Source organism: Staphylococcus marylandisciuri (genome assembly GCF_025519785.1).
In the GTDB taxonomy this organism is placed as follows: Bacteria; Bacillota; Bacilli; order Staphylococcales; family Staphylococcaceae; genus Staphylococcus; species Staphylococcus marylandisciuri.
The window spans coordinates 1-12,806 of record NZ_JAOPKZ010000012.1 but is presented as its reverse complement, the minus strand read 5'-3'; the positions used below and the strand labels follow the sequence as shown (position 1 = coordinate 12,806).

At 36.2% G+C, this 12,806-nt stretch carries 13 protein-coding genes, 2 tRNA genes and 1 rRNA gene; all 16 read left to right on the top strand.

Features of this window, described 5'->3' with window-relative positions; translation table 11 throughout:
- Positions 1 to 526 precede the first annotated feature (526 nt).
- A complete protein-coding gene (locus N9R04_RS07765) occupies positions 527 to 1,006 on the top strand; it encodes a PH domain-containing protein (protein WP_262856165.1) in 480 nt (159 codons plus the stop codon).
- Positions 999 to 2,498: a PH domain-containing protein gene (locus N9R04_RS07760; protein WP_262856162.1), complete on the top strand. Its 1,500-nt coding sequence runs from the start codon at positions 999 to 1,001 to the stop codon at positions 2,496 to 2,498. Before N9R04_RS07765 ends, N9R04_RS07760 begins: the two co-directional genes overlap by 8 nt.
- Positions 2,485 to 2,985, top strand: a complete 501-nt coding sequence (locus N9R04_RS07755; RefSeq protein ID WP_262856161.1) for a PH domain-containing protein — start codon at positions 2,485 to 2,487, stop codon at positions 2,983 to 2,985. Before N9R04_RS07760 ends, N9R04_RS07755 begins: the two co-directional genes overlap by 14 nt.
- 92 nt (positions 2,986 to 3,077) lie before the next feature.
- Complete coding sequence (gene acpS / locus N9R04_RS07750; protein WP_262856159.1) at positions 3,078 to 3,428, top strand: holo-ACP synthase; 351 nt, start codon at positions 3,078 to 3,080, stop codon at positions 3,426 to 3,428.
- A 170-nt stretch (positions 3,429 to 3,598) separates the two neighbouring features.
- Entirely contained in the window at positions 3,599 to 4,747 is a 1,149-nt protein-coding gene (alr, locus tag N9R04_RS07745; RefSeq protein WP_262856155.1) for an alanine racemase, read from the top strand.
- 88 nt (positions 4,748 to 4,835) lie between these two features.
- Positions 4,836 to 5,006, top strand: coding sequence for a type II toxin-antitoxin system antitoxin MazE (gene mazE, locus N9R04_RS07740; RefSeq protein ID WP_262856153.1), 171 nt, complete (start codon positions 4,836 to 4,838; stop codon positions 5,004 to 5,006).
- Positions 5,003 to 5,353 (top strand): type II toxin-antitoxin system PemK/MazF family toxin, encoded by a 351-nt coding sequence (locus tag N9R04_RS07735; protein WP_262856151.1) that lies wholly within the window; start codon positions 5,003 to 5,005, stop codon positions 5,351 to 5,353. Before mazE ends, N9R04_RS07735 begins: the two co-directional genes overlap by 4 nt.
- Positions 5,354 to 6,031: 678 nt before the next feature.
- The gene (locus N9R04_RS07730; RefSeq protein WP_262856150.1) at positions 6,032 to 7,033 is read left to right on the top strand and encodes a SpoIIE family protein phosphatase; all 1,002 of its coding nucleotides are present in this window, start codon (positions 6,032 to 6,034) and stop codon (positions 7,031 to 7,033) included.
- Positions 7,034 to 7,111: 78 nt separating this feature from the next.
- Positions 7,112 to 7,438: an anti-sigma factor antagonist gene (locus N9R04_RS07725; protein WP_262856149.1), complete on the top strand. Its 327-nt coding sequence runs from the start codon at positions 7,112 to 7,114 to the stop codon at positions 7,436 to 7,438.
- A 1-nt stretch (position 7,439) separates the two neighbouring features.
- Positions 7,440 to 7,919: an anti-sigma B factor RsbW gene (gene rsbW / locus N9R04_RS07720; protein WP_262856147.1), complete on the top strand. Its 480-nt coding sequence runs from the start codon at positions 7,440 to 7,442 to the stop codon at positions 7,917 to 7,919.
- Positions 7,894 to 8,664, top strand: coding sequence for an RNA polymerase sigma factor SigB (sigB, locus tag N9R04_RS07715; protein WP_262856144.1), 771 nt, complete (start codon positions 7,894 to 7,896; stop codon positions 8,662 to 8,664). Before rsbW ends, sigB begins: the two co-directional genes overlap by 26 nt.
- A 271-nt stretch (positions 8,665 to 8,935) precedes the next feature.
- Positions 8,936 to 11,086: a Tex family protein gene (locus N9R04_RS07710; protein WP_262856141.1), complete on the top strand. Its 2,151-nt coding sequence runs from the start codon at positions 8,936 to 8,938 to the stop codon at positions 11,084 to 11,086.
- A complete protein-coding gene (locus tag N9R04_RS07705) occupies positions 11,079 to 11,534 on the top strand; it encodes a SprT family protein (protein WP_262856140.1) in 456 nt (151 codons plus the stop codon). Before N9R04_RS07710 ends, N9R04_RS07705 begins: the two co-directional genes overlap by 8 nt.
- 857 nt (positions 11,535 to 12,391) lie before the next feature.
- Positions 12,392 to 12,474, top strand: a tRNA-Leu gene (locus N9R04_RS07700).
- Positions 12,475 to 12,492: 18 nt separating this feature from the next.
- A tRNA-Gly gene (locus N9R04_RS07695) sits at positions 12,493 to 12,566 on the top strand.
- Positions 12,567 to 12,682: 116 nt separating this feature from the next.
- Positions 12,683 to 12,806: ribosomal RNA gene (locus N9R04_RS07690) — 16S ribosomal RNA — on the top strand; the annotation flags it as partial.

The window sequence follows — 12,806 nt, the reverse complement described above, 5'->3', positions numbered from 1 at the left end:
AGCTTGATGCAAGCGCGTTTTCAAATCAGCCATCTACTGCCGAGATATTGAAGAGGGAGCGGGACAGAAATCTAATTTGAATAAAAAAGATTTCGTCGTCCCGCCCCGGCAAGGATGACTAGAATTGAAAAAAGCTTGATACAAGCGCATTTTCAAATCAGTCATCTACTGCCGAGATGTTGAAGAGGCTGGGATTTATGTCCCAGCCTCTTTTTCTCTCTAGTCAACTATTATGTCCCAGCCACTTTCTTATCTTTAGTGTTATAAGAATATGACTCAATCTTGATTGACCTAACTTTTAGGAGGTACATACGAGACTTTCATTTCCTATAGTTGAAGCATTTAATTTAACTCATCATTTATTGGAAGGCTAAATTTTGTGCTTAACTCACAGCTAACTCTAGAACAATGAACCACTCAAGTTTATATAAAAGTTAACTCATTATAATATTTTATATGTAATATTTAATTGAACTATTTATATGATATACTTTAACCATCACGAGATAAAAGGAGTGCTATTTACATGACCGATCAACCTCATTACCATCGTTCACCTAAAAAAGCACTTAAATATTTCTATATTATTAGTTTCTTAAGATTACTATTTACCTTATCTATATTAGCTGTGCTACTCATTCTCTCTTTTAAGTTTAACTGGTGGCCGTGGTTAAATTACATATTTTATTTGTTCATAGCTTATGAAATTTTACATATGTTTTTCGGACCCTTAATAGATTATTATTATACTTATTATAAAGTTACTTCTGATTATGTGGTTGTCGATTATCGCTTTTTCTTTAAAAGTAGAGAGATAGTGAACATTGATCGTATACAATACTTAATTCATAATCAAAATCCTATCCTGCTAAAACTAGGATTGTGCGAAACTCAAGTTCTTACAGCTGGACATTGTATTCTTATACCTTTTTTACGAAAAGAAGATATAGAAGAAATCGAAACACGTATATTTGAAAGGTTAAGAGAGGTGAATAGTGATGTCTGAACCTCAGAAGTTACATCCTATTTCCTATGTTTCTACGATAATTAACGTCATTAAAAATAACATTTTCTTAGTGGTCTTGTTTCTTATTTTCGGACTGAAGGACTTTAATTTAACAGATTATAAATCTTACATATATCCTGGTATCATGCTCACTTTCTTCATGATAAGTTTCATCATCAATTTGATACGTGTGTATAGTACGCGTTACTGGTTAGAGGGCAAATACTTTATCGTGCGCAGTGGGATCGTGAATATCACGCGTAAAGAAATTGATATTAGACGTATTCAATCTATCGATACTACACAGGATTTATCAGAACGTATTCTAGGCAGTGTCAAATTACAGATTAAGACGCCGAGTGATGGTGTAGATTTAAGAAGTGTGTCACGACCACAAAGTGTGGCAATAGAACAAGCTATACATAAAGCGCAAGACAATTTGGGTGCAGAATTGGATAGTGATGGTATAAACGATAACTCATCTACAACTACTGACAACGTTCAGAATAGAGCATTTGAAAAGATTTATAGTTTATCCTTTAAAGAATTACTTTTTATGGCAACGACTAGTGGAGCTATTGGAATTGCACTTTTAACAGTAGGGCCGATAGTAATGGGTGTTAGCGATTATTTACCTATGGATAAGATCTTTGGAGAATTCTCCGTCGTAGTTAAAAACTCAATAACAGGCATCATCTTCTTAATTATATTAGCACTTCTTATAGCTCATATAGTAGGTACTGTGATCGAATTTATCCGTAACTACGGATTTACAGTCTACCAATCAGGTGAGCAATTAAAGATAAGATATGGTCTGATCAGTGTTCAGAGTGTTACTGTGCCTACTGATCGTGTGCAAGCTGTATACGAAAAACAAACTTATCTACGTAAATTGTTCGGTTACACTTCTTTGAGTTTAATTGTCACTAGCGATATGGATGACGGAGATGATGAAGCTACCCCGAATGGGCGTGTAGAAGTGTTACCATTTATCAAAAGGAAGAAGGGGTATGATCTCTTTAAGACCTTAGTACCTTCTATGTATTTTGAATCGCCACAAACAGGTATGCCATGGCGAGGCTTTCATCGCTATTTTTGGAGAGAATCTCTAGTTATATTATTGATTGCTAGTATCGTACATTATTATTGGAAGCCATATTTCTATCCAGTGGCAGGGGTGCTCATACTGTTATTAGTCATATATAGTCTGTTAGCGGTTAACTATTCTGGGTTCACTATTCGAGGTGATGAAATAAGCGTTCGTAATGCACGTATCTTAAGCTATAGAAATTATTATGTTAAGAGAGATAAGTTGCTTGGAGTTAATATTAACAGCAATCCGTTTATGACACGTGAGCATCTCGGTAACTTTAAACTTAAAATAGCGAAAGCAACTTCTAATGAAAGTATAGGTCTAAGATTTGAAGATTTACGTAAAGTCAAAGGTGTAGAACGATTTTATTTAGGAGGTCGACGAGATGAATCAATTTAACTATATGCATCCAGATGGTAAGAAAGCGATGCGTATTACAGGAAGTATAGTGACTTTAATTCTCGTCTTCCTACTTGTTTTACAGTTATTAATATGTAAATTTTTATTTCATATATCGCAGCCTCATTTTTATAAATGGTCGCTTATTATCGGTGGTATAATCATATTGTTACAAGTTATAATTTTCGTGATTATCTCACCCTTATATAAATACCGCGTGTTTCGTTATCAGATGAATGAACGAACTGTAGTCATTAGGACAGGTTTATGGTTTATTGAAACACATCGCATTCCACATTTTCGCATCCAAAATATAGATACGTATGAAGGAGCTATCATGCGCATCTTTGGCTTAGCGAACGTGACGACATCTACAGCTGGAGGAAACGCAGAGATAACTTTGATATCTAAAGATGAAGCACAAAAGCTAAAGCTAGAGTTACAACAATTACGTAACAAGGATCAAAGTGATCTAGAGTCACATTAAATATTCAGTTTTACGTGAAAGTGTTGACTTTGCTTAAAGGATAACTTGAACATTGTAAACCATTTAGTGAATGAAAGACCCAGGAGGAATTTATGATAATCGGGATAGGCATTGATTTAGTAGAGATTGAACGTATAGCAAATGTATATAAACGACAACCGAAATTTGTGGATCGGATTCTATCCTCTGAAGAACGAGAGAAGTTTAATAGCTTTAAGACTACGTTGCGACAAATCGAATATCTTGCTGGTAGATTTGCTTGTAAAGAGGCGTTTAGTAAAGCGATAGGTACAGGAATTGGTAAAGAAATAGCATTTAACGAAATCAATTGTTATAGCGATGAAAAGGGTAAGCCTTGTATTGACCACGATGATTATTCTATACATGTTAGTATTACGCACACTGCTCATTACGCTATGAGTGAAGTAATTATCGAAAAGTAATATAATGAGGGTGTAAGTACTTATATAATTAATAAAGGCATACAAAATAGTGGATAATTTAGAGATACTCGAAAAAATAAAAACATAATGATTTCAAACTGGAGTAACGTTTAAACATGAGCGAAAGTATCTAGTCAATGAAATTTAGATTTACTACAGGAGGAATTAATATGTCGGAACGCTATTACAGATCGAGTTTAATTAGTGTGGATTTACCTGCTATAGCGAAAAACTATCAAGTGTTTGGAAAGTTGCACCCGAATAAAACTATCATTCCGGTGGTTAAAGCTAACGCTTACGGTCTAGGTAGTGTACATGTCGCCCGTTATCTCATGGAGCAAGGCGTCGAATTTTTTGCTGTGGCAACATTAGATGAAGCAGTAGAATTAAGAATGCACGGTGTAAGTGCAAAAATAATTGTGCTAGGGGTTATCCCGCATGAAAATGTCCAAAAAGCAATCCAACACAGAGTAGCGATGACGGTTCCCTCAAAAGAATGGTTGATGCATGCTTTAAATCACATAGATACAAACAATGAAAAAGATATTTGGTTACATATTAAAATTGATAGTGGTATGAATCGGTTAGGAATTAAAGATCAAGAAGAATATCAACAAACTATACAGCTCATTGAAGACTCATCACACCTCATTTTCGAAGGTGTCTACACGCACTTTGCATGTGCGGACGAACCAGGCGATGCTATTGAGCAACAACAAACTCATTTCGAGACTGTAGTTAATACTGCTGAAAAACCTCAGTACATTCATTCTCAAAATTCTGCTGGTAGTCTAAGAGCAGATTATCCTTTCTGTAATGCGATCCGCATAGGAATTTCACTGTATGGCTACTATCCTTCTGAGTATATAGCTAATAACGTCAGCGCGCGATTACAACCTAGTGTAAAATGGTTATCTGAAGTAGTAGAAACTAAGTACATAGAACCAGGAGAAGCTGTAAGTTACGGGTGGGAGTTTAAAGCTGAACGTAAAATGAAAATTGCTATCTTACCTATAGGCTATGCGGATGGCTTCTTGCGTTCGATGAGCGGCTTTAAGGTAGCGATTGGAAACCATAATTGTCCGATTATAGGGCGAGTGTGTATGGACCAAACTATTATCGAAATACCTGACCATATCGAAGTTGGGGATGAAGTAATATTAATGGATAACCACATGAGTTCTAATCAATCAGCTGAAGCTGTGGCTCGTCAACAACATACTATTAATTATGAGGTCTTATGTAATTTAAGTCGTCGTCTACCGCGTTTATATAATAATGGAGATGGAACGGTAATAACGAATGAATTATTGAAATAGTATAGTCACCGTTTTGTGAATTTGTTATGATTAACATAAATAAAAGACATATATTGGTTTGAATTATTTAACGGTGGAGGTCTTATGCATGTCTGGTTTTAATCAAAGTAGGAATCATAGCATAGAGCAACTGCTTAAAGAAGGATATTCACAAATGGCTGATTTAAATCTCTCCCTAGCAACAGAAGCTTTCCCTTTCGAATGTGAAGCTTGTGATTGTAATGAATCTTACATCAGTTCAAACTTCAATAATGAATGATGAGAAGAGGCGACGTTTACTTAGCTGATTTATCACCAGTTCAAGGGTCTGAACAAGGGGGAGTAAGACCCGTTGTAATCATACAAAATGATACTGGTAATAAATATAGTCCTACCGTAATTGTGGCTGCAATTACGGGTAGGATTAATAAAGCTAAGATACCTACCCATGTTGAAATAGAGAAGAATAAATATCGCTTAGATAAAGACTCCGTTATTCTTCTGGAACAAATTAGAACGTTGGATAAAAAAAGGCTTAAAGAAAAGCTTACATACCTTTCCCAAGAGAAGATGGATGAAGTCAATAAAGCATTGACTATTAGCTTAGGTCTACACGAGACAAATTAAGACGAATACATAACTACAATAATAAATTTCGATATTCTTTATTAAAGTAGTAAATTTAGTTTTATTTCAAATTCTCTTTTGTGTTAAAATGAATATAAATTTCATCAGAATTATTATTTGGTGAAGTAATTATGGGAGCGGGACAGAAATCTAATTTGACTAAAAAGATTTCTGTCCCGCCCCGGCAAGGATGACTAGAATTGAAAAAAGCTTGATACAAGCGCATTTTCAAATCAGTCATCTACTGCCAAGATGCTGAAAGAGGCTGAGACATTACATTATGTCCCAGCCTCAACGTGTTTAGACTTGTTTAAGTAGCTAGTTAGTTATAACTTTTTTAGCATAATAAGTATTGCTATACTTAAAGTCTATTTCAAATTAATCAATTGAGAATCCTGTATAAATGTGAAAGACCAAAAGCAAATTATTCTTTTATTATTGCGTGATTGAAATAAGTGAATAAACTAAAGATTAAGTTGATGGTGAAGTAAGATTACAAAGGTTTAAGTAGCCTAATATCGTTGTTAAGCGTCATCATAGAGCGGTGTCAACTGTCCTTATTCTTGATCTTTTATAAAGCAATAGAGGGTTTATATATCGTGGAAGACCACGACTATTTTATTCACTTTTTCACAAGAAAGGCTACACGGGCTTTTGCTTTCTGAGGAGGAACACAGCGTGGAAGAGTTTACAAAGCAATATAAGACACTCATTGATAAAAGTCTTGCATTCGATTACACTGAGTCGCTTAGACAAGAGTGTGCTGAATTTACGGATGAAGTTATAAAAAAAGATGTCCTGCCAGAAGATATAGTTGATATTCATAAAGATTACATACAACATATGAATTTATCTGAAGCGAGGATCATGACTACACTAGAAGTACTTCAAGAAGTGGTGAAAGGATTTGGCTATAGTTATCGAGATTACCAGAGGCTCGTCAATCGTCTTCAACACCACGATAAAGAGATAGATTTGGCAGCTCGACTCCAACAAACTATGCTTAAGACTGATATACCGCAATTTGATAGTATACAAATTGGTGCTATATCCGTTGCAGCTCAAAAGGTAAGTGGAGATTATTTCAACTTGATAGATCATAAAGATGGAACGATGAGTTTCGCAGTGGCTGACGTTATAGGTAAAGGTATACCTGCAGCCCTAGCCATGAGTATGATTAAATTTGGGATGGACTCTTATGGTCACTCTCAGTTACCTAGTGATGGACTGAAGCGTCTCAATCGAGTAGTTGAAAAGAACGTTAATCAAAACATGTTTGTGACTATGTTCTATGGTCTTTATGAAGAAATGAACCACCTTCTCTACTGTAGTTCGGCAGGTCACGAACCAGGCTATATTTATCGAGCTGAAGAAAATACTTTTGAAGAAATTGGGGTACGAGGTACTGTATTAGGAGTGGATCAACACACTCGTTATGATCAACAAGAAATACCTATCTATCTTGAAGATCTCATCATAATCTTCACTGATGGGGTCACTGAAGTTCGAGATAACAACGGGGATTTTATTAATAAAAGTTTCTTACTGAATGTTATTCAACAATACAAACACATGCACCCCCAAGATATCGTACAAATGCTTTATGAGGAATTGTTAACAATTCAAAACCCTTATAAACGGGATGACCTTACCATCCTCATCATTAAACGAGTAAATTAAAGTACCTTGCAATAAAGGTTACAAATGAATACTTTCGGGTATATTAGAATAGTAAACTATAATTAGGAGTGTAGTAGAATGAATCTCAATATTGAAACCGTGACTCATGACGACTATTATGAAGTTAAAGTTGGCGGTGAACTTGACGTTTATACCGTACCTGAATTAGAAGAAGTACTAGTACCTATGCGTCAAGAAGGTACGAAAGATATACATGTAAATCTAGAGAATGTTAGTTATATGGATTCTACTGGCTTAGGATTATTTGTTGGAACGTTGAAAGCATTAAATCAACACGATAAACAACTATATATATTAGGCGTATCTGATAGAATTAGTCGTTTATTTGATATTACAGGCTTGAAGGATTTAATGCATGTGAATGAAGGAACGGAGGTTGAGTAACATGCAATCTAAACAAGATTACATTGAAATGTGTTTACCAGCTTCTGCTGAATATGTCAGTTTAATCCGTCTAACGCTATCCGGTGTATTTACGAGAGCGGGTGCAACGTACGATGACATTGAAGATGCAAAGATTGCAGTAAGCGAAGCTGTAACCAATGCTGTGAAACACGCTTATCAAAATGATGCTGAAAAAGGTATGATTAACATTGGATATGAGATATTCGACGACAAGATAAAAATCGTTATTTCTGACCAAGGCGAAAGCTTTAATTATGAAGAAGCGAAAGCGCAATTAGGACCTTACCAAGAAAACGAGAATATTGACTATTTACGTGAAGGTGGGTTAGGCTTATTCTTAATAGAATCCTTAATGGATGAGGTTTCAGTGGATAAACAATCGGGCGTAACGATAAGTATGACTAAGTATTTTAATAAAGAGCAGGTGCGAAATAATGACGAAAGAGTCGAAATCAGTTAACGAAATATCACCTGAACAAATCAACCAATGGATTAAAGAACATCAAAATGGTGAAAATAAAGAAGCTCAAGATAAGCTTGTTCAACATTATCAAAAATTAATAGAATCACTTGCTTATAAGTACTCTAAGGGGCAATCTCATCACGAAGATTTAGTTCAAGTAGGGATGGTGGGATTAATTGGTGCAATTAATCGCTTTGACTTATCATTTGATCGAAAGTTTGAAGCTTTCTTAGTCCCTACTGTAATAGGAGAGATCAAGCGCTATTTGCGCGATAAGACTTGGAGCGTTCATGTACCACGTCGAATTAAAGAAATTGGTCCGCGTATTAAAAAAGTAAGTGATGAACTTACCAATGAACTCGAACGTTCTCCTTCTATCTCTGAAATAGCGCAAAGGTTGGAAGTCACGGATGAAGAAGTGCTTGAAGCTATGGAGATGGGACAAAGCTACAATGCGTTGAGCGTTGATCATTCAATTGAAGCAGATAAAGATGGTTCTACTGTCACTTTACTCGATATCATGGGCAATCAAGATGATAATTATGATTTAACAGAAAAGCGAATGATTTTAGAAAAGATATTACCCATATTATCTGATAGAGAACGGGAAATTATTCAATGCACCTTTATAGAAGGGCTTAGTCAGAAAGAAACAGGTGAACGGATAGGTTTGAGTCAAATGCACGTCTCACGTCTTCAGCGTACAGCAATTAAAAAATTACAGGAAGCGGCTAATAAATAAGAGGCTGGGACATAATGTAACGTCTCAGCCTCTTTCAGCATCTTGGCAGTAGATGACTGATTTGAAAATGCGCTTGTATCAAGCTTTTTCAATTCTAGTCATCCTTGCCGGGGCGGGACTACGAAATCTTTATTATTCAAATTAGATTTCTGTCCCGCTCCCGAATCATGAAAGTGTCTGTCGAAAATCCTGCTGTTGTGAGGCCGTTCATCGGTTTCTCAGAGCACAGAAACTTTATATCTCATACTCAAAGTTTTAAGTGGAGGAAAGTATGGATAACGAATTGATTAAAGTTATAGCAAAGAAATATCAGTTTACTTCTAAGCAAATTACCTCTGTTCTTAATTTGCTAGAAGACAATAATACGGTACCCTTTATCGCTCGTTACAGAAAAGAGCAAACTGGAGGGTTAGATGAAGTAGAGATTAAAAAGATCAATGATGAGTATCAATACGTCGTTAACTTACAGAAACGCAAAGATGAGGTTATAAGTAACATTGAACAACAAGGTATGCTAACGGCAGAATTAAAGAAGGATATTCTTCAACAAACTAAACTTCAACGTGTAGAAGATCTATATCGCCCTTATAAACAAAAGAAAAAAACGCGAGCTACAGAAGCGAAACGCAAAGGATTAGAACCATTAGCTCAATGGTTACAACAATCGAATCTCGATATAGCAGTTGAGTCTAAAGCTAAACAATTTCTAACTGAAGAAGTAGAAACAGTTGATAACGCTTTACAAGGTGCCATGGATATCATTGCTGAAAGTATTTCTGACAATCCCAAATATAGAACTAAAATATTAAAAGATACATATAACCATGGTGTTATCTCTTCACAGGTGAAGAAGAATGCTACTGACGAAGCTCAGACTTATGAAATGTATTATGACTATAGTGAGCCTATTAAAAAAGTCGCTAATCATCGTGTATTAGCGATGAATCGAGGAGAAAAGGAAAAAGTATTAAAAATAAAAATTGAAGTCGATATGCAAGGAATAGAAAATTATATTCGAAAAAATGAAATTACGACGGCTTCTGATGCAGATACTTATATTCTTTCTGCCATACAAGATAGTCTAAAGCGCTTGATTATGCCATCGATCGAGCGTGAAATTCGTAACGATTTAACCAACAAAGCTGAAAGTCACGCAATTGAAGTATTTGGTGAAAATTTGCGCCATTTACTATTACAACCGCCAATGAAAGGGAAGCAAATCTTGGGGGTTGATCCAGCTTTCCGTACAGGTTGTAAGCTCGCCGTCATCAATCCTTATGGCACATTCGTAGCTAAAGGCGTAATTTATCCACATCCACCGGTTAATAAATCTCAAGAAGCGGAAGACATCTTGTTAGATTTCATTACTAATTATAACGTTGATTTGATAGCTATTGGGAATGGTACTGCTAGCAGAGAAACTGAACAATTCATCGCACATGTCATCCAAACTCATAAATTAAATGTCCAATTTATCATAGTAAATGAAGCAGGGGCCTCAGTCTATTCAGCTTCAGACATAGCGAGAGATGAGTTTCCGGAGTTTCAAGTTGAAGAACGTAGTGCTGTCTCTATCGGCAGACGCGTGCAAGATCCTCTAAGTGAGCTGGTGAAGATAGATCCTAAATCAATTGGCGTCGGTCAGTACCAACACGATGTAAACCAGAAAGCACTTGAACAGGCTCTTACTTTTGTAGTAGAAACAGCAGTGAACCAAGTAGGTGTAGACGTCAATACGGCTTCAACGTCCTTATTGCAATATATCTCAGGACTGTCACCATCCATTGCTAAAAATATAATTGCGTATAGAGAAGAAGAAGGGGTATTTACCCACCATGCGCAAATAGCTAAAGTTAAACGTTTAGGTAATAAAACATTCGAACAATGTATAGGTTTTATGCGTATAGTAAATGGAGAAGAACCATTAGATAATACGTCTATACATCCAGAAAGTTATAAAGCGACTTATGAGTTACTGGATTCGTTAGGTTTAGAAAGTGATTCCATCGGTACTGAAAAGCTTAAAAGTAAGCTTTCACAAATCAACCTCGATGAAACAGCACAGCATTTAAATATCGGTGTACCTACTTTAGAGGATATCGTTAATTCTCTGAAAGCACCTAACCGTGATTTACGCGACGACTACGATGCTCCAATATTAAAATCAGACATTTTATCCATTGAAGATTTAAAAGAAGGAATGAAGCTCAATGGCACTGTTAGAAACGTAGTAGACTTCGGCGCGTTTGTAGATATAGGAGTTAAACAAGATGGTCTCGTGCATATTTCTAAACTATCTAAAAATTTCGTGAAAAACTCAATGGATATCGTAAGTGTTGGCGATATAGTAGACGTTTGGATAGATCATATCGATAAACAGAAAGGCAGAGTAGCCTTGACTATGGTAGATCCCAATGAATGATCAAGACCTTCAACTACTTACTGAAAGGATATCAGAAGAATATTTCGATAGTAAATTTTCACATCAAGCTTACTTCAATAATAGGTTAAGAACTACCGGTGGAAGGTACATGCTTAAGTCTCATCACATAGAAATTAACCCTAAGCAATATGAGCATTACGGCGAGCAAGCATTAAAGGATATAATCAAGCATGAATTATGTCACTATCATCTACATTTAAAGGGGAAAGGTTATCAACATAGAGATAAAGCATTTAAAGAGTTAAGTTCACGTGTTGGCGCACCTAGATATTGCACGCCAATTCAAAGTTACGAAGAACGTGTGAACTATATTTATAGATGTAAGAATTGTGGGCACCTTTATCGTCGCATACGCAAAGTAAATTTGCGTCAACGTGTTTGTGGACACTGTAGAGGAAACCTTTTACTATTAAAGAAATATAAGTGAAATGAAGTGATGTATGCAGTTCGAGGTCGGGAATAAAGTTGAGGATGTGAGCAGGGGCCCCAACACAGAGAAACTGGTATATCAGTTTCCACCAGCACTGCGAGTTGGGGTGGGGGCCCCAACACAGAGAAACTGGTACATAATGGTCTTTGACTAGAGAGAAAGAGGCTGGGATATATATCCCAGCCTCTTTAACATATCGGCAGTAGATGGCTGATTTGAAAACGCGCTTGTATCAAGCTTTTTTCAATTCTAGCCATCCTTGCCGGGGCGGGACAACGAAATCATTTTATTCAAATTAGATTTCTGTCCCGCTCCCAAGAAGAAACACTCAGATGAAATGAATTAAATCATCTGAGTGCTATTTTTTCTGGGATTTATGTCTCAACCTCGAGTTTATGCCGTATATACAATGTAATTGGAAATGAAGTGATGGAGACAGGGCTTTAGTAAGATGGTTAGCGATGTGAAATCTTTCTACTAGTACAACAAGAATAACACGGTGGCTAACCTCAAATGTGAGTAAAAAACTAGAAAGACGGTACAATCTGAGGAAGAGGAATGTTTAGTGTAGATTGCCATTTGACTCATCACTGTTATTGTTCAATATTGATTTATAAATGAGTTGTTTTTAGAATAGCTAATCTTTATGTGGTAAATTAAAATTTAGTGTTGACGTACTACGTTATATAAGCTATTATAATAATCGTTGTAAAAATGAATTAAGCTTTTTTAAGAGTCCTTAAAGAATGTTAAGTTCTTAATAAATTCATATTGACAAACTGTTAACCACATAATAAAATGGAAAGTGCCCTTTTGAAAAGAAAGGTACTCATTATTAAGAGCCGTTTTGCTAAGCGGTCGTGGCGGAATGGCAGACGCGCTAGGTTGAGGGCCTAGTGGGAGAGATCCCGTGGAGGTTCGAGTCCTCTCGACCGCATCAAATTTTATTTTATGTGCGGGTGTAGTTTAATGGCAAAACCTCAGCCTTCCAAGCTGATGTTGTGGGTTCGATTCCCATCACCCGCTCCATTTCAAATAGTATCAATGAACATTGAAAACTAAATGACAATATGTCAACGTTAATTCCAACAAACACAACGTGTTAGTAATAACACAATCAATTTACGAGCTAATCAAACGCTTTTTTTATGGAGAGTTTGATCCTGGCTCAGGATGAACGCTGGCGGCGTGCCTAATACATGCAAGTCGAGCGAACAGACGGGGAGCTTGCTCCCCCGACGTTAGCGGCGGACGGGTGAGTAGCACGTG